The 17,098-nt window shown below is 64.5% G+C and carries 20 protein-coding genes; 16 read left to right on the top strand and 4 right to left on the bottom strand.

Going from position 1 to position 17,098, the window contains the following annotated elements; all coding sequences use genetic code 11:
• Nucleotides 1-91 precede the first annotated feature (91 nt).
• Together ACM9HJ_RS19550 and ACM9HJ_RS19545 are read left to right on the top strand one after the other, a co-directional pair.
• Nucleotides 92-364 (top strand): type II toxin-antitoxin system prevent-host-death family antitoxin, encoded by a 273-nt coding sequence (locus ACM9HJ_RS19550; RefSeq protein ID WP_416573433.1) that lies wholly within the window; start codon nt 92-94, stop codon nt 362-364.
• Nucleotides 361-876, top strand: coding sequence for a PIN domain-containing protein (locus ACM9HJ_RS19545; RefSeq protein ID WP_416573432.1), 516 nt, complete (start codon nt 361-363; stop codon nt 874-876). Before ACM9HJ_RS19550 ends, ACM9HJ_RS19545 begins: the two co-directional genes overlap by 4 nt.
• Here the strand turns inward: ACM9HJ_RS19545 and ACM9HJ_RS19540 are convergent.
• Together ACM9HJ_RS19540 and ACM9HJ_RS19535 are read right to left on the bottom strand one after the other, a co-directional pair.
• Nucleotides 863-2,149, bottom strand: coding sequence for a pentapeptide repeat-containing protein (locus tag ACM9HJ_RS19540; protein ID WP_416573431.1), 1,287 nt, complete (start codon nt 2,147-2,149; stop codon nt 863-865). The two genes, ACM9HJ_RS19545 and ACM9HJ_RS19540, sit on opposite strands and share 14 nt — an antisense overlap.
• 6 nt (nt 2,150-2,155) lie before the next feature.
• Nucleotides 2,156-3,112, bottom strand: coding sequence for a protein phosphatase CheZ (locus ACM9HJ_RS19535; RefSeq protein ID WP_416573430.1), 957 nt, complete (start codon nt 3,110-3,112; stop codon nt 2,156-2,158).
• 297 nt (nt 3,113-3,409) lie between these two features.
• On the opposite strand from ACM9HJ_RS19535, the gene ACM9HJ_RS19530 reads away from it, so the two are divergent.
• Both ACM9HJ_RS19530 and ACM9HJ_RS19525 read left to right on the top strand, forming a co-directional pair.
• Nucleotides 3,410-4,294, top strand: coding sequence for a ribose-phosphate diphosphokinase (locus tag ACM9HJ_RS19530; RefSeq protein WP_416573429.1), 885 nt, complete (start codon nt 3,410-3,412; stop codon nt 4,292-4,294).
• Nucleotides 4,295-4,406: 112 nt separating this feature from the next.
• The gene (locus tag ACM9HJ_RS19525) at nt 4,407-5,501 is read left to right on the top strand and encodes a serine hydrolase domain-containing protein (RefSeq protein WP_416573428.1); all 1,095 of its coding nucleotides are present in this window, start codon (nt 4,407-4,409) and stop codon (nt 5,499-5,501) included.
• On the opposite strand, the gene htpX is transcribed toward ACM9HJ_RS19525, so the two are convergent.
• Nucleotides 5,502-6,464, bottom strand: coding sequence for a zinc metalloprotease HtpX (htpX, locus tag ACM9HJ_RS19520; protein WP_416573427.1), 963 nt, complete (start codon nt 6,462-6,464; stop codon nt 5,502-5,504).
• 134 nt (nt 6,465-6,598) lie between these two features.
• Between htpX and ACM9HJ_RS19515 the strand changes: the two genes are divergently transcribed.
• The 10 genes from ACM9HJ_RS19515 (at nt 6,599) to ACM9HJ_RS19470 (ending at nt 14,432) form a co-directional block, all read left to right on the top strand.
• Nucleotides 6,599-6,769 (top strand): succinate dehydrogenase assembly factor 4, encoded by a 171-nt coding sequence (locus ACM9HJ_RS19515; protein WP_416573426.1) that lies wholly within the window; start codon nt 6,599-6,601, stop codon nt 6,767-6,769.
• Between the two features lie 158 nt (nt 6,770-6,927).
• Nucleotides 6,928-7,401 carry a thermonuclease family protein gene (locus tag ACM9HJ_RS19510; protein ID WP_416573425.1) on the top strand — a complete coding sequence of 158 codons (474 nt, stop codon included), beginning with the start codon at nt 6,928-6,930 and terminating at the stop codon, nt 7,399-7,401.
• Between the two features lie 346 nt (nt 7,402-7,747).
• Complete coding sequence (gene rpsM, locus ACM9HJ_RS19505) at nt 7,748-8,116, top strand: 30S ribosomal protein S13 (protein WP_416573424.1); 369 nt, start codon at nt 7,748-7,750, stop codon at nt 8,114-8,116.
• Nucleotides 8,117-8,134: 18 nt separating this feature from the next.
• Nucleotides 8,135-8,533 carry a 30S ribosomal protein S11 gene (rpsK, locus tag ACM9HJ_RS19500; RefSeq protein WP_416573423.1) on the top strand — a complete coding sequence of 133 codons (399 nt, stop codon included), beginning with the start codon at nt 8,135-8,137 and terminating at the stop codon, nt 8,531-8,533.
• A 132-nt stretch (nt 8,534-8,665) separates the two neighbouring features.
• Nucleotides 8,666-9,682 (top strand): DNA-directed RNA polymerase subunit alpha, encoded by a 1,017-nt coding sequence (locus ACM9HJ_RS19495; protein ID WP_416573422.1) that lies wholly within the window; start codon nt 8,666-8,668, stop codon nt 9,680-9,682.
• 156 nt (nt 9,683-9,838) lie between these two features.
• Nucleotides 9,839-10,261: a 50S ribosomal protein L17 gene (gene rplQ, locus ACM9HJ_RS19490; protein WP_416573421.1), complete on the top strand. Its 423-nt coding sequence runs from the start codon at nt 9,839-9,841 to the stop codon at nt 10,259-10,261.
• Nucleotides 10,262-10,379: 118 nt separating this feature from the next.
• The gene (locus tag ACM9HJ_RS19485; protein WP_416573420.1) at nt 10,380-10,628 is read left to right on the top strand and encodes an AbrB/MazE/SpoVT family DNA-binding domain-containing protein; all 249 of its coding nucleotides are present in this window, start codon (nt 10,380-10,382) and stop codon (nt 10,626-10,628) included.
• An 8-nt stretch (nt 10,629-10,636) separates the two neighbouring features.
• Nucleotides 10,637-11,032 carry a type II toxin-antitoxin system VapC family toxin gene (locus ACM9HJ_RS19480; RefSeq protein WP_416573419.1) on the top strand — a complete coding sequence of 132 codons (396 nt, stop codon included), beginning with the start codon at nt 10,637-10,639 and terminating at the stop codon, nt 11,030-11,032.
• Between the two features lie 247 nt (nt 11,033-11,279).
• Nucleotides 11,280-13,421 carry an elongation factor G gene (fusA, locus tag ACM9HJ_RS19475; RefSeq protein ID WP_416573418.1) on the top strand — a complete coding sequence of 714 codons (2,142 nt, stop codon included), beginning with the start codon at nt 11,280-11,282 and terminating at the stop codon, nt 13,419-13,421.
• 120 nt (nt 13,422-13,541) lie between these two features.
• Entirely contained in the window at nt 13,542-14,432 is an 891-nt protein-coding gene (locus ACM9HJ_RS19470; protein WP_416573417.1) for a DMT family transporter, read from the top strand.
• A gap of 3 nt (nt 14,433-14,435) precedes the next feature.
• Here the strand turns inward: ACM9HJ_RS19470 and ACM9HJ_RS19465 are convergent, their stop codons facing one another.
• The gene (locus ACM9HJ_RS19465) at nt 14,436-14,726 is read right to left on the bottom strand and encodes a type II toxin-antitoxin system RelE/ParE family toxin (RefSeq protein ID WP_416573416.1); all 291 of its coding nucleotides are present in this window, start codon (nt 14,724-14,726) and stop codon (nt 14,436-14,438) included.
• Nucleotides 14,727-15,028: 302 nt separating this feature from the next.
• On the opposite strand from ACM9HJ_RS19465, the gene ACM9HJ_RS19460 reads away from it, so the two are divergent.
• Both ACM9HJ_RS19460 and ACM9HJ_RS19455 read left to right on the top strand, forming a co-directional pair.
• Nucleotides 15,029-15,292, top strand: coding sequence for a DUF2312 domain-containing protein (locus ACM9HJ_RS19460; protein ID WP_416573415.1), 264 nt, complete (start codon nt 15,029-15,031; stop codon nt 15,290-15,292).
• A gap of 281 nt (nt 15,293-15,573) precedes the next feature.
• Nucleotides 15,574-17,028, top strand: coding sequence for a TrkH family potassium uptake protein (locus tag ACM9HJ_RS19455; protein WP_416573414.1), 1,455 nt, complete (start codon nt 15,574-15,576; stop codon nt 17,026-17,028).
• Nucleotides 17,029-17,098: the final 70 nt, after the last annotated feature.

The raw sequence follows: 17,098 nt of genomic DNA, 5'->3' as shown, positions 1-17,098 counted from the left end.
GCGGGGGTGACCCCGCTGTTTGCTTTTGTGGGTGGCGTTGACGGATGCAGCGGGTGCGCCCATTCTGACTGGATCGAATGTGGAGACGGCGATGGATCGTTCCTGGCAGATCGAGGAGGCCCAGGCCCAACTGGCCGATCTGGTACGCCGCGCGCAGGCGGGGGAGCCGCAGGTCGTCGGTGGTCAGGATGGCCAGGAGGTCGTGATCGTGGCCCGCAGTGCCTATGAATCCGGGCGCAGGGCCCTGGCCCGCAACCCGCTGCTGGCCGGCGGTCCGCGCGCAGCGGACGATCATGACCTGGAGGATGCGATCGCCGAACTTCGGGAGGCCGGGGTAGGCCTGATGGGCCCGCTGCCACGATGATCCGCTATATCCTGGATACCAATGCGGTCAGCGACCTTTCCCGCCAGCACCCCAATGCACATCTGCTGAACTGGTTGTCCGTCAGGGACATGGCGACGCTGGCCATTCCCGCCGTGGTGGTGTTCGAAATCCAGTACGGGATTGAGAAACAACGGCTGGCAGGGAAAACGACACGGGCAGACGAGTTGGAAGCGTGGCTGGAAACCGTGCTGGGCACCGAACAGTTGACCGTTCTGCCAGCAGGGCCGGAGGTGGCACGCATGCAGGCCCGGCTGTTCGCCATACCGGCGCTGCGCGACTTCTTCACGCCGCATCCGGGAAGCACGAAGATGAAGGTGGGTGTTGATCTGGTGATCGCGGCGGTGGCCCTGGTGCATGACGCCGCCATCGTCACCTTCAATGTGCGCGACTATCAGCGCATCCACGCCCTGCACCCGCTGCCAGGCGTGATGCATGCGGGGACGGGCGAATGGGCCGTACCGCCGCAGACGAGACCATTTACCCCAGGCTGATACCCCGCGCCGCCTCGATCGTCGCCCCTTCCAGGTTCGCCCCTTCCAGCACGGTTTCCGTCAAGTCGGCGCCGGTGAAATCCACCTCAGACAGATCGGCGCCGCGCAGCACGGCGGCGGCCAGGCGGGCGCGGACCAGGGAGGTGCGCAGCTCATGCCCGCGCGCGGTCAGCAGCTTGGACAGGTTGGCCTTTTCCAGGTTGGCGTCGATCAGGTTGGCGCGGTCCATCGAAGCACCCCGCAGATCGGCGAAGCCCAGATTGGTGGAGCGCAGGTCGGCACCCGACAGCTGCGCCGCCTGCATCTGGGCACCGCGCAGGTCGGCACCGCGCAAATTGACACCCACCGCCTTCATCAGGGTCAGGACCCGGCCCGCCAGATCGGCATGCGACAGGTCCAGGCCGCTGATATCCAGCTGATGTCCACCCTGCCCGCCCGTGGCCACCCATTGCGCATGGGCGCGCAGCATGGCGTCCAGCCGTTCGGGCGGCGGCGGGCTGTTGGGCACGGATTCCGGCACCACCGCGGCCGGCACCACAGGCGGCGGCAGGTCGGAGACGACATTCACGCCGCGGCGCAGCGCCTCCTCATCCGTGCGGATGGCGGTTTGCAACGCCTGGGCGGAAACCTTCGCACCCGACAGGTCGGCGCCACGCAGGTCGGCATCCACCAGGTCTGCCCCATCCAGGTTGGTGGCCTTGAACTGGGCATTGCGCAGGTCGACGCGGGCCAGCTGCGCCCCGGCCAGGGTGGCGCCGGAGAAATCCGCCTCCCGCGCGCAGGAGCCGGTCAGGCGCGCGCGTGTCAGGTCGGCATCGATCATCACGGCGGACGAGATGTCGGCCGGGCCGATATCCAGGCCCAGCACCTTGAAATCGGCCCGCGTCGACACGGCCATGTTGCCGTCGCGCAGGTCGCACTCCACCATCTTGGCACCGCGCAGGACGGCACCGCGCAGGCTGGCCGCGCGCAGATCGGTACGCGTCAGCTGCGCATTCGACAGGTCTGCCCCCGTCAGGTCGCAGCCGAACATGTCGGCGTAATCCAGCTTGGCGCCCACGAACCGCGTGCCGCGCAGGATGGCGCCCGACAGGTTGGCGTTGGTCAGGTTGCGGGCATTGAAGGACAGGCCCGAAAGGTCGAAGAAGGGCAGGCTCAGCTTCGCCCCGCCCTGCATGCCGGACAGATAGGCCAGATGCCGTTCGCACGCACGGTCCAGCTGTGCCTGGGTCAGGCGCACGCGCGGGGCGACATGGTTGGGATCTGCGGACATGGGGTGTTACCCGAACAAGGCGTCGATATCCGCCTGGGACACGGTGGCCCCGGCTGCCGGCGGGGGAGGCGGCGGGGGAGGCGGCGGGGGTGGCGGCGGGGGGGGAGGCGGGGGCGGGGGCGGAGGGGGCGGTGGCGCCATCTCCTCCTCCGACAGGCCCCAATCATCCATGTTGGTCATGTCGTCGTTGGCATCGGCCTTTGGCGGGCCATCCAAACTGTCGAACAGTGCATCGATGTTGGCCTGGCTCACCGCCTCCATGGCGGGGCCGTGCAGCAGATGCTTGTCGGGACGGTCATCGTCGGGACGCAGCGCGATCAGGCCGTCGGTGCCGACCTTCTTGCCGCCCGGCGTCTCCTCCACACCCCAGATCTCGATCATCGTGTTCACGCGCTGCTCGATATAGCGCAGCGTGTTGACGACCTTGGTGGTGCGCTGGCCCGTGATGTCCTGGAAGGAACAGGCCGTCATGATCTCGATGGTCTGGGCATCGATATCGTTGGTGATGTCGTTCTGCGGCAGGCGGGCCACCAGCGCCTGGATGCGCTCTGTGGCGTTCAGGATGTCCGACGTGGCGCGTTCGGTAGCGGAGACGATGGCGTCCAGCTCGTTCGTGGCGGCCATGATGCGGTTGGCGCCAGCATCCATGGGGCGCAGCTGCGCAATCTCCTGCCGCGTCTGCTCTATATAACTGGAGAGCTGCTTCAGCTCCTCCCGCATGATGTGGATATGCGGGCTCTGATCGCCGACGACCGCCGCAGGGCCGGCGGCACCGCCACCGCCAATACCCTGCAGGCGTTCCACCTGCTCCGTCATGCTGCCCAACAGGGCCCGCCAGTCATCCTGGGCCACGATGCGCGTCTGCCGGTCACGCTGGCGCAGGAACGCGCGCCCGCGGGCCGACGCCATCAGCGCCTCCTCCAGGGCAGCGTACTCCTTCTCGGAGAGTTCCAACGGATCCATGCCGCTGCTACCGCCAAGCCCCCACATCGGGCCACCCCTTTCAAACGACGCCAATGCGAAGATGCCGTGAACGCAACGATCGAAGCAAGCCGCGCGAGAGCGGGCCGTGGAACAATTGCGGCAGAATGACCCAAACGAAGCGATATTACAGCCGATAATCAAAAAACACCAAATTCCGCCATACTGATTTGGCACCCCGCGCTTCCCGGATGCGCAGCGGGCACCTCCAGGTGTAATTTGATCATCGCATGTCATAAGAAGGGTTCGGTCAAACGGCCCGGTAGGGATGGAACGGCAATGGATATTCTGATCGGCTTTCCCGATAGCGAGGCGCTGGCCGGCAGCCTGGCGGGTCGCATCGGCTTGGCCGCACATCAGGTGGTGCTGCACCGATTCCCCGATGGGGAAAGCCTGGTGCGGCTGGACGCGGCGCCGGAGCGCGCCATCATCGTGCGCTCGCTCGACCAGCCCAACAACAAGCTGGTGGAGTTGCAATTCCTGGCCGGTGCCCTGCGTGAACGCGGGGCGAAGGAGCTGACCCTGGTCGCCCCCTACTTGGCCTATATGCGCCAGGATATGGAGTTCAATCCGGGCGAGGTGGTCAGCCAGCGGATCATGGGAAGCTGGCTGGGCGGCCTGTTCGATCGGGTGGTCACGGTCGATCCGCACCTGCACCGCATCCATGATCTGGGGGACGTTTTCCCCGGCGGCCGGTCCGCCGCGCTGACCGCCGGGCCGTTGCTGGGCCAATGGGCCAAGGCACAGGGAGCCGTCGATCAGGGCTGGGTGATCCTGGGGCCGGACGAGGAATCGGAACATCTGGTGCGGGGTGCCGCGATGGCTGCCGGCTTGGACAGCATTGTCGGGCTGAAGGTACGGCGCGGGGATACCGACGTCACGGTGGGCCTGCCCCCCGGCACCGACCTGACGGGCCGCACCGTGCTGTTCATCGATGACATCATCAGTTCCGGTGGCACCCTGCTGGATGCCACCAAGGTCGCCTATGCCCACGGTGCCGCCCGGGTACTGGCCGCCACCGTGCATGCCGTCTTCCCCATCGAACGGCTGGCGGCGTTCAAGGTGGCGGGGATCGAAACCGTGGTATCGGCCGATGGCATCGCGCATCCGACCAATGCCGTCGGGCTGAGCGACCTGATCGCCGATCGGCTGGCGACGCTGTAACGGCCTGCCTGTTTTGCGAAACAACCTGACCGGAGGGAATGGCATGGAGTGGCGGCGGGGATGGACGGCGGTCGCATTTTCACTGGCACTGGCTGGTCCTGGTGCGCGGGCCATGGCGGAGCCCCCGCCTGCGGAGATTTTCCAGAAGGCGCTGGAGAACGCCGCATCCAGCCTGCCCGACAGCCCGGGTATCGCTGTCATCGTCCAGGCACCACGCCGTGGCATCGACTGGCAGGCGGCTGTCGGCAATGCCGATCCTGCCGGCACACCATTGACAGCCGATCACCCTTTCCGCGTGGCCAGCATCACCAAGGCCTTCATCGCCGCCGCCATCCTGCGGCTTGAAGAGGAAGGCAAACTGTCGCTGGCGCAGCCGATCAACGCCCTGCTCGCGCCGGAAACAGCGGCATTGCTGCGCAGTGGCGGTTATAATCCGAACCGCATCACGATCCGACAACTGATGGATCATACCAGCGGACTGCGGGATTTCTTCGATGACCCGTCCTATGAGAAGACCATGTTGTCCGACCCGAAGCGGCGGTGGACGCGGGCCGAGCAGATCGCCATCGCCATGAAGGCGGGGCCAGCCTATGGCACACCCGGCGAACGCTTCCACTATGCCGATACCGGCTACTCCATCCTGGGTGAAATCCTGGAACGGACAACGGGCATGCCCATGGGTACAGCTCTGCGCAGCCTGTTGCCCTATGACAAGCTGGCTCTGTCCAGCACCTGGCTGGAAAGCCTGGAGCCGGCACCAGCGGCAGCAAAGCCCCGCACTCATCAATATGCATCGGGCGTCGATATGACGGCTGCCGATCCATCCTATGATCTTTTTGGCGGCGGCGGGCTGGTATCCACCTTGGGTGATGTGGCGCGGTTCTTCCGGGGGATTTTCCGCGGACATGTGTTCCGCGACCCCGCCACGCTGGCGTCGGGCCTGACCATAGCAACGGCGGAGGCGGGCGCAGGCTATATGCTGATCGCCCGCCCCGCCCTGTTCGCTCCGGAGAAGGTGGGGCCACACGCCTGCATGGGGCTTGGCGGCTATTACGGCACGCTGGTGGTGCATTGTCCCGCCATCGACCTGACCATTGGCTTCAACGCCAACACCGCCAATCCCGACAGTTTCGACGTGGCAGGCCGTTTCATGGAGGCCGTGGGAACGGCGTTGGGCACAGCCCCGTCCGCCACCCCCATGAAATAGTCAGCCCCAGGGCAACCCGCCCTTACGCGGATTGCGCCCCCCGGCATCGGGCACGCTGCCCCCCCGGCGCGGCGGGGTGCTGGCGGGGCGGCGGGGCGGGACGGAACCGCCCATGATCATGGCGCGCAGACGACGCACCCGTTCTTCCGTGCGGGGATGGGTGGAGAACAGGCTGTCCATGCCGCGCCCGTGCAGCGGGTTGATGATGAACATATGGGCCGTGGCCGGGTTGTTCTCCGCCTGCTGATTGGGAACGCGGGCAGCCCCGCTCTGAATACCCTCCAACGCATCGGCCAGCCAGTCGGGGCGACCGCTGATCTCCGCCCCCATACGGTCGGCCTCGTATTCGCGGCTCCGGCTGATCGCCATCTGCACCAGCATGGCGGCGATGGGCGCGAGGATGGAGACCAGCAGCACACCGACGATGCCCAGCGGGTTGTTGCGGTTCTCGCCATTGGAATGCGGCCCGCCGAAGAACATGGCGAAGTTGGCCAGCATCGACAGGGCACCGGCCAGCGTGGCGGTGACGGTCATGATCAGCGTGTCGCGATTCTTGATATGCGCCAGCTCATGCGCCATCACGCCCGCCACCTCTTCCGCCGACAGGCGGGACAAAAGGCCAGTGGTGGCGGCCACGGCCGCGTTCTCCGGATTGCGTCCCGTGGCAAACGCGTTGGGCTGGTCATTATCGATGATGAAGACCTTGGGCATGGGCAGTTCGGCGCGCTGCGCCAAACGTTGCACCATGCTGTAGAACTGGGGGGCGCTATTGGCATCCACCTGGCGGGCGCCATACATGCGCAGCACCGCCTTGTCGGAATTCCAATAGGCGAAGGCGTTCATGGCCACGGCGATGCCAAACGCGATGACCATGCCCGATTGCCCGCCCAGCATGAAGCCGACGGCCAGGAACAGGCCCGTCAGCCCTGCCAGCAGCATTGCGGTGCGGAAATAGCCGTTCATGATCTTCCCTCAAGGCTCCTTCGTGCCTGTCATCAACGGGCCCGATCGGCCCCACGTTCCTGATATGGCCCCCGCCCCGCCCGCATCAAGGCTTGGCAGCGACGATCCCCCGCGCCATATCTGCCGCATATGGAATGGAGAGCGCCATGAGCGACGAGAAGAAGCCCGAAATCCCCCAGGCCGATGCCAACCCGGTTCGCAAGGCGCCAGTCGTGCAGCCACCCGGAGAGATCGGCGGCCCTGCCGGGCCGGAACCCACCCGCTTCGGGGATTGGGAATTCAAGGGTCGTTGCAGCGACTTCTGATCCCCATGGTTGCAATTGAACCTACTTGTAGGCATAAATTGCGTTAATGATCCTAAGTATATTCAACTTAGGACGATGGTCACACATTTCCGTTTCGTTCCGGGACGCTTGCACATAGAATAGCGTGCGCTTCGCCCTTCCGGATTCTGACCATCGCCATGTCCCGCCCCTCCCTGCCCCTGATGATGGCCATGGCCGCCCTGCTGGCGCTGGGTGCGGTACCGTCGCTGGCCGTCAGCCGCATGGCGGGGCCCATGTCGGCAAGGGTCACGGAAGTGGTCGATGGCGACACGCTGGGGGTGCGCGTCGCCATCTGGCTGGACCAGGAAGTGACGACGCGGGTACGCGTCGACGGGATCGACACGCCGGAAAGCCGGTCGGACTGCGCCGATGAGAAGCGCATGGCCCAAGCCGCGAAACAGAAGCTGGCGGCCCTGGTGGCACCGGCCACCGAAGGCAAGGGCGACGGGTCCATCCGCCTGCATGATGTCGAATATGATAAATATGGCGGCCGGGTGCGGGCCCGCGTGACGCTGGCCGACGGCACCGACCTGGCCCAGGCCATGATCCGCGCCGGTCACGCCCGGCCCTATCAGGGTGGCAAGCGCCAGCCCTGGTGCGCAGGCATGTAATCGGCTATAATCCACCCCATACAGTCATGCGCCGGGTCGCTGGCCGACCCCGCGTTCCGCGCATTGATGCGGCTTGACTCCTTAATGCCCCTGCCTATACTCCGCGCCTCTGATCCTAGGCTCTAGGATTGGTCGCGTGCGTTCATGCCTGCTCGCCCATCCTGCGAAGGAAGGGGGAGCGGTTGTGACGCGCGTACGCATTTGGAGGCCCGGGCATTGCCAGGGTTTCTTCGGATGAGATGTCCCGAAGCCGACCGGACGCCCCGCCACGGGCACCGGAACCAGCAGGCGGGATGTGGACGAAGATCGTCCGGCGGACCTGCCGGACATAACGAGGAGAAGACACGTGGCGCGTATCGCTGGCGTCAATATCCCCACGGCTAAGCGTGTGGTTATCGCCCTTCAGTACATTCATGGTATCGGCCCGAAGTTCGCGACCGACATCTGCTCCAAGGTTGGCATCCCGGCCGAGCGCCGCGTCAACCAGCTGACCGACGACGAAGTCCTGCGCATCCGCGAGACCATCGACGCTGATTACAAGGTGGAAGGCGACCTGCGTCGCGAGACCGCCATGAACATCAAGCGTCTGATGGACATGGTCTGCTATCGCGGCCTGCGTCATCGCAAGGGCCTGCCGGTCCGCGGCCAGCGCACGCATACCAATGCGCGCACCCGCAAGGGCCCGGCCAAGCCGATCGCCGGTAAGAAGAAGTAAGAGACGGAGTAGGACCAAATGGCCAAGCCCAATGCAGCTGCCGCGCGTCTTCGCCGTCGCGAGCGCAAGAACATCACCTCTGGCGTCGCTCACGTGAACGCCAGCTTCAACAACACCATGATCACCATCACCGACGCCCAGGGCAACACCATTGCCTGGTCCTCGTCGGGCACGATGGGCTTCAAGGGTTCGCGCAAGTCCACGCCCTACGCCGCCCAGATGGCTGCCGAGGACGCGGGTCGCAAGGCCCAGGAGCACGGCATGAAGACGCTGGAAGTGGAAGTGAAGGGTCCGGGTTCGGGCCGCGAGTCCGCTCTGCGCGCCCTGCAGGCCGTCGGCTTCCAGATCACGTCCATCCGCGACGTGACGCCGATCCCGCACAACGGCGTTCGCCCGCCGAAGAAGCGCCGCGTCTGATTTAGAATTACCCTGCGTCCCGGAACAGCATCCGTTCGGGAAAGGTCGGCGCATGCCATCGCGCCCACCCCGAATTGAACGGATTTCCCTGTTCCGGGACGTTGTCTTCCCCTGATGGCATGAGGCACAGCCGTGATCCAGAAGAACTGGCAGACTCTCGAAAAGCCGAACAAGTTGGAAATCACGCCGGGCAACGACCCGAAGCGTGAAGCCGTCATCGTCGCCGGCCCGCTGGAGCGTGGGTTTGGCCTGACGCTGGGCAATTCGCTGCGTCGCGTCCTGCTTTCCTCTTTGCAGGGTGCCGCTGTCACGTCGATCCATATCGACGGCGTGCTGCATGAATTCTCCTCCATCCCCGGCGTGCGCGAGGATGTGACGGACATCGTTCTGAACATCAAGGCGATGGCGCTGAAGATGGGTGCCGAAGGCCCCCGTCGCATGCGCCTGCGCGCCGAAGGCCCGTGCAACGTCGTTGCCGGCATGATCGACACCGGCGCCGACATCGAGGTGCTGGACCCCGACCATGTCATCTGCACGCTGGATGCCGGTGCCCGCCTGAACATGGAACTGACCGTTCATTCGGGCAAGGGGTACATCCCCGCCTCCCTCAACCGTCCGGAAGACGCCCCCATCGGCCTGATCCCGGTGGACAGCATCTTCTCCCCCGTCCGCAAGGTCGCCTACAAGGTGGAGAACACCCGCGTCGGCCAGACCACGGACTATGACAAGCTGCTGCTGACCGTTGAGACCAACGGTGCGGTCACGCCGGAAGACGCGGTGGCCATCGCCGCCCGCATCCTGCAGGACCAGCTGCAGATGTTCATCAATTTCGAGGAGCCCCAGGCTGCGGTGGCCGAGTCGAAGGCGGACGAGATCCCCTTCAACAAGAACCTGCTGCGCAAGGTGGACGAGCTGGAACTGTCGGTCCGTTCGGCCAACTGCCTGAAGAACGACAACATCGTCTATATCGGCGACCTGGTACAGAAGACCGAGGCGGAGATGCTCCGTACCCCGAACTTCGGCCGCAAGTCGCTGAACGAGATCAAGGAAGTGCTGGCCCAGATGGGTCTGCATCTCGGCATGGAAATCCCGAACTGGCCGCCCGAGAATATCGAGGACCTGGCCAAGCGTCTGGAAGAGCCGTACTGAGCTTGACGTTACGGGCGGAGCCGACTAGGTTCCGCCCGCTTTTGCGTACCGGGCATTCCGCCCAAACCCCGCCGTACTGGCCCGAAAGGGTTCCGGCGCTTGCGGGGATCGCCATCGGTTCCGCCCAGCGGGGCCAGGATATGAAGGAGAGCAACCATGCGTCACGGTGTTTCCGGGCGTAAGTTCAGCCGTACCACTTCCCACCGTCTCGCCATGTTCTCCAACATGGCCAACGCCCTGATCAAGCACGAGCAGATCAAGACGACCCTGCCGAAGGCCAAGGACCTGCGTCCGATCGTCGAGAAGCTGATCACGCTCGGCAAGAAGGGCGGCCTCGCCAACAAGCGTCTGGCCTATGCCGAGCTGCGCGACAATGCCGTTGTGGACAAGCTGTTCACCGTCATCGCCGAGCGCTACAAGGACCGCGCCGGTGGTTACACCCGCGTCCTGAAGGCCGGCTTCCGCTATGGCGACAACGCCCCGATGGCCATCATCGAGTTCGTTGACCGCGACGTGTCCGCCAAGGGCCTGGACAGCGGCCCGGTGGTCGTTGCCGACGAGGAAGAGGCCGCCGCCTGATTTCAGGTGAACGGTTGAGTTCGAGAGACCCTGCCGGGAGCGATCCTGGCGGGGTTTTTCATTTGGGCCGGGGATGGTACATTTGATCTGTCTTTTCTGACGCTAAAGGAGATTTCCGATGTCAATCGAGATGGAAATCAAGAAGGGGAAGGTAACGTTGCCGCCCCAGGTCCTTGAGCACCTGGGGCTGTCCTCCGGGGACACGTTGGTGCTGGACCTGTTGCCGGCCGGCCGCGCAGAGGTGCGAGCGAAATCGGGGCACCCGATCTCACGAATTTTCGGCATGCTGAAACGCCCCGGACAGCCGGTTCTGACCATTGAAGAGATCAATGAGGCCGCAGCGGCCGGTTGGGCTGGAGAGCGATGAGGGTCACTTTGGATACCAACGTCCTCGTCCGTGCGTTGGTCGAAGATGACCCGGCGCAAGCCGAAGCGGCACAGGCTCTCTTGACTCACGCCAACCTGATTGCTGTGCCGGTGACTGTACTTTGCGAAGTCTCCTGGGTTCTGCGAAGCAACTATCGCCTTTCGGCATCTGCCATCGCTGAAGCCATTGAAAGCATTCTGTCCGTTGATACGGTCGTTACCGATGCCGGGGCTGCGCAGGCGGGCTTGGCTTTCCTGAAAGCTGGTGGGGATTTTGGTGACGGAGTCATCGCCCACCAGGGCAAGGGCATGGGAGGCAGCATCTTCGTGTCATTCGACGCGAAAGCACGAACCCTGTGGCGCGCCACCGGCGGTGAGGTTCTGGCACCCGTGACCGATATCTAGCGTGACATCCCATCCCCCCGCGCTTACCGGTCATGCCATATCCCCCCTTGGCATCCGCGCCCATCCGCGCTAAATAGGCCGCCACCGGGGAACCGAGGCGCTTGGCGTCTATCGGCACCCCGGTTTTTTTCGTGCGGGATGGGTATCGCGGCAACCGTGGTCCTCCCGCTCTAGCCATGCCACTCGACCTCACCACGCCGGGTCGGTTGATCTGTTTGACACGACGCTGGACGACGGAGCCCTTCTTATGCCCCGCACTACCCCGCTTTCTGATATTCGGAATATCGGCATCATCGCCCACGTCGATGCCGGCAAGACGACCACGACCGAGCGCATCCTGTATTACACGGGTCGCAAGCACACGATCATCGACGTTCATGACACCAAGGATCTGAAGACGTCGACGACGACCGACTACATGGAGCAGGAACAGAAGCGCGGCATCACGATTCAGTCGGCGGCCGTGTCCTGCTTCTGGAAGGACAAGAAGATCAACGTCATCGACACCCCGGGCCACGTGGACTTCACCATCGAGGTGAACCGCTCGCTCCGCGTGCTCGATGGCGCGGTCGTGGTGTTCGACGGTGTGGCCGGCGTTGAGCCGCAGACCGAGACCAACTGGCGCCTGGCGGACAACTACAAAGTTCCGCGCATGTGCTACATCAACAAGATGGACCGCTCCGGTGCTAATTTCCGCCGCACCGTGAAGATGGTCGTGGACCGCCTGGGTTCGCGCCCGGTCTGCCTGCAGATGCCGATCGGCTCGGAAGACGACTTCCATGGCATGATCGACCTCGTCGAGATGAAGGCTTATGTCTGGTTCTCCGAGGAAAAGGACGCCAAGTGGGAGATCTGGGACGTCACGGATGATCTGGCTGACAAGCTGAAGATCACCAACGCCTATGACCGCGAGCTGCTGTCGCAGTACAAGCAGTACCGTCAGGATTTGGTCGAAGCTGCCGTCGAGCAGGACGACGCGCTGATGGAAGCCTACCTGGAAGGCAACGAGCCGTCGGCCGACAAGCTGCGCGAGTGCATCCGCAAGGCCACGCTGAACGGCGCCTTCGTGCCGGTTCTGTGCGGCTCCTCGTACAAGAACAAGGGTGTGCAGCAGCTGCTGGACGCCGTGGTCTGGTACCTGCCGGCCCCGACCGACGTGGAAGCCATCAAGACGGTGGATCCCGACGGTAACCCGAACGGCGAGCGTTTGTGCTCCGACGACGAGCCGTTCTCGGGCCTGGCCTTCAAGGTGCTGAACGACAAGTACGGTTCGCTGACCTTCGTGCGCGTCTATTCGGGCGTCGTGACCAAGGGCACGACCCTGATGAACGCCACCCGCGGCAAGCGTGAGCGCGTCGGCCGTATCGTGGAAATGTTCGCCAAGGACACCAACGATCTGGAAGAGTGCCGCGCCGGCGACATCGTCGCCTTCGTGTCGCTGGCCGAGACCGACACGGGTGATACCCTGTGCGATCCGACCGAGCCCGTGGTGCTGGAGCGCATGCGCTTCCCCGAGCCCGTGATCTCCGTATCGATCGAGCCGAAGAACCGCACGGACCAGGACAAGTTCGGCGCCGCCATCGGCAAGATGGTCCGCGCGGATCCGTCCCTGCGTCTGGAGACCGATCGCGAGACCGGCCAGACCCTGCTGCGCGGCATGGGCGAGCTGCACCTGGAAGTCACCCTGGACCGTGTGCGCACCGAATATGGTGTGGAAGGCGTCATGGGCCGTCCGCAGGTGGCCTATCGCGAGACGATCACCCGCAACGTCACGCACATCTATACCCACAAGAAGCAGACCGGCGGTTCGGGCCAGTTCGCAGAAGTGAAGATCATCTTCGAACCGCGCGAGCGTGGCGAAGGCTATCAGTTCGAGGACAAGGTGATCGGCGGTACGGTGCCGCGCGAATACATCCCGTCGGTGGACAAGGGCCTGCAGATGCAGAAGGAAGACGGCGTCATCGCCGGCTATCCGACTGTGGACTTCAAGGCCACCCTGGTCGACGGCAAGTACCACGACGTCGACTCCAACGCCCTGACCTTCGAAATCGCCGCCAAGGCCTGCTTCCGTGAGGCCATGAAGATGGCCGGCCCGGTGCTGCTGGAGCCGATCATGAAGGTCGAGGTGGTGGTGCCGGAAGATTACCTGGGTGACGTGATCGGCGACGTGAACCGTCGTCGCGGCACGATCCTGGGCCAGATCGAGCGTGGCAACAACATCGCCGTCGAAGCCCATGTGCCGCTGTCCGACATGTTCGGTTACATCGGCCAGCTGCGTGGCATGACGTCGGGCCGTGGTTCCTACACCATGGAGTTCTCGCACTACGACCCGGTGCCGAAGAACGTTGCCGACGAGATCGTCGCCAAGCAGGGCAAGAACAGCAACTGATCTGCCGATCGGTTCTGAGTTGGAAGACGGCCGTCCCGAAAGGGGCGGCCGTTTTTCTTTGCCACCCTGTGACGGCCGTCCGCGCACTCCCGCTTCACCCCTGGTTAGGATCGGGTCGCCATGACCGCTCCCTCCCCCGTCCCCACCCCGCCGACCGCTGCCGCCCTGGCGGCACCGCTTTTCGTCCTGCTGTGGAGCACGGGCTTCATCGGCGGCAAGCTGGGCCTGCCCCATGCCGAGCCGCTGACCTTCCTGCTCTGGCGCATGGCGCTGGTGGCCGTGGTGCTGGCCGTGGCGTCGGTCTGGGTAAAGGCGCCCTGGCCCCAGGACTGGCACGCCGTCGGCCGCATCGCCCTGGCCGGACTGATGGTCCATGGGCTCTATCTGGGCGGGGTCTTCACCGGCCTGGCCCAGGGCGTGCCGGCCGGTGCCGTCGCCGTCATCGTGGGATTGCAGCCATTGCTGACCGCCCTCGTTGCCGGACCTTTGTTCGGGGAGCGGCTGAACGCAAGGCAATGGCTGGGTTTGGGGCTCGGTCTGGCCGGCGTCGTGGCCGTGGTCTGGGAGAAGCTGACCCTGGGCATCGGCACGCCGCTGGGGCTGGGCCTGTGCGTGATGGCACTGTTCGGCATCACCGCCGGCACGCTCTATCAGAAGCGCTACTGCACCGACATGGACCTGCGCACCGGTACCGCCATCCAATATGGCGCCACGGGCGCCGTCCTCGCCATCCTGGCGCCGCTGCTGGAAACGATGCAGGTCCGCTGGACGGGCGAATTCGTCTTCGCCCTGCTCTGGCTCAGCCTGGTCATCTCGATCGGCGCCATCTTCGTGCTGTTCGCGCTGATCCGGCGCGGGGCGGCATCCAAGGTGGCCAGCCTGTTCTACCTGGTGCCGCCGGTCACCGCCCTGATGGCCTGGGCCCTGTTCGGGGAAAGGCTGGGCCCGCTGGCACTGGCCGGCATGGGGGTGACGGCGATCGGTGTGGCGTTGGTTTTGCGCAAAGGGTGAAGATCAGCGGATCAGCCTGGGCATATCGCGGGCCTGATGCAGGATACGGATGACCAGCCGGTCGGCCGGATCATAGACGATCACGAACGGCGCCTCGTTCAGGAACAGCCAAGGGATTGATGGCAGGTCGCGACGCGCATGACCGATGGCACGTCCTTCGGCAATGCCGCGACATCGCGCAGTCAGGCGATAAGCCGTCTCTTCCGCCACCATGCTTCCCCAGCGCTCCTGACTTTCATCAAAGATCTGGAAAAAGTCGCGTATCGCCTGCTGTCGGCATTTCGTGAAGCCCAATACAACTGACGTTCCCGGAACATTTCAGCGAACTTCTCCGCTGATACCGGTCCTTCCCGATCCAGTTCCTCCTGGGCCGCCTCCAGCGACGCGACGAGCCGTTCCGCCTTGCGGCGATCCTCCTCGCTCGCATAGCGGATGGGGTGGGTGTCACCCTTGCCGTGACCATCCATGGCGGACCTCCGTTCCTACATCCTGAAGACTACCATGCCGCCGGCACCCCACCAACCGGCTTGCGTCCCCGCCGCCGGCTGGCTAAGGTCCCGGCACTTTCCAACATATCTTGCAAGGTAAGAGGCACCATGTCTGACGCCGCACCCTCCAATGATGTCGGCGGTATCGCGGCCGACCGTCTGCGTTCCTTCATCGAGCGTATCGAGCGCCTGGAGGAAGAGAAGAAGGGTATCCAGGACGATATCAAGGACATCTATGCCGAGGCCAAGGGCACCGGTTTCGACACCAAGGTGATGCGCCAGATCATCCGCATCCGCAAGATGGCCAAGGAAGACCGCCAGGAGATGGACGCGCTGCTGGACCTGTACAAGGCCGCCCTGGGCATCGAGTAAGCGGCATCCGCCAGAAGCATTGCGAACCGGCCGGGGATTTCCCCGGCCGTTCCATTTGTGCCGGATTCGGATCGGCGGCGACTGCCGCCGCGCGGCCCATGCCGCATAGCCAAGCCACCGGATGGTGGCGCCGACAATTGAGGCCGGGGATCGGCAACGATCGCCGGGACTTGGGAACACTGGGCACAAGCGCCCTTGACTGGGCAGCCGCCTTCAACAAGGGTGTGTGACGCATTCCGCGCCAGGCCGGCAGCGGAATCCCGCCTTGCCGCCGGAGTGCCATGCTCTCCCTGGACGTCCGTCCCATCTTCTATGTGATCGGTGCGCTGCTCTCCGTCATCGCCGTCGCGATGGTGGCACCGATGATCGCCGATCTGGCGGCCGGGCATGATGATTGGCGGGTCTTCGCCGTGTCGTCGGCCCTGACCCTGTTTTTCGGCGTGCTTCTGCTGCTGACCAACCGGGCGGAGCGCATCGCCCTGTCGCTGCGCCAGACCTTCGTGCTGACCACTTTCGCCTGGATCGCGGTCTGCGCCTTCGCGGCCCTGCCCTTCACCTTCTCCGAAAGCCGCCTGTCCTATACCGATGCCTATTTCGAGGCCATGTCCGGCCTGACGACGACGGGGGCCAGCACCTATGCCACGGTGCAGACATTGCCGCCGGGCATGCTGCTCTGGCGGTCGCTGCTGGTCTGGCTGGGCGGCATCGGCATTGTCGGCATGGGCATCGTGGTGCTGCCCTTCCTGCGCGTCGGCGGCATGCAGCTGTTCCGCAGCGAATCATCCGACAAGTCGGACAAGGTGGTGCCGCGTGCCGCCGACATGGCGCTGGGCTTCGGCTGGGCCTATCTGGCGCTGACCATCACCTGCATCATCATGCTGCGTATGGCCGGCATGCCGATGTTCGATGCCATCAACCATGCGATGACCGCACTCGGCACCGGCGGCTTTTCCACCAAGGATGCCTCGGTCGGCCATTTTGCCAACCCGGCGGCGGAATGGATCATCGCGCTGTTCATGTTCCTGGGCAGCCTGCCCTTCGTGCGATTCATCGCCCTGATCAAGGGTGACGCCCGGAGCCTGTGGCGCGACAGCCAGATCCGCACCTATACGATCTTCACGGTGACCGTTGCGGTGCTGCTGGCTTTGTACCTCAAGGCATCGGGGCAGATGGCGTTGCATGAGGCGCTGCGCCATTCCTTCTTCAACTGCATCTCCATCATCACCACCACCGGCTTCGCCTCGGTCGACTATCTGTCCTGGGGGCCGGGCCCGATAGCCCTGTTCTTCATCCTGACCCTGGTGGGCGGCTGCACGGGCTCCACGTCGGGCGGCATCAAGATGTTCCGGTTCGAAATCCTGTGGCTTGCCCTGCGCATGCAGGCCAACCGCCTGTTCAGCCCCAACCGTGTCATCCCGCTGACCTATAACGGCAAGCCCGTCGATAACGACGTCATCATCTCGGTGATGAGCTTCACCTTCCTCTATATCGCGCTGATCCTGATCTTCGCGGTGCTGCTGGCCCTGACCGGCCTGGATTACACCTCCGCCATCTCCGCGGCCGCCGCCTCGCTGGGCAATATCGGTCCCGCCCTGGCACCGGCCATCGGGCCTGTCGGGAACTATGCCATCCTGCACGATTTCGCCGTCTGGGTGATGTCGGCCGGCATGCTGCTGGGCCGGCTGGAGCTGTTCACCGTGCTGGTGCTGTTCAGCCCGTCCTTCTGGAGAAGATAGTTTCTGTTCCCTCAGGCGACGGGTACCGCCATCGGCGGCTTCCGGTGAACCGGGAACCGCTATAACCACC

Source organism: Niveispirillum sp. KHB5.9 (assembly GCF_048066115.1).
Taxonomy (GTDB): Bacteria; Pseudomonadota; Alphaproteobacteria; order Azospirillales; family Azospirillaceae; genus Niveispirillum.
This window is presented reverse-complemented; position numbering and strand designations above follow the sequence as displayed.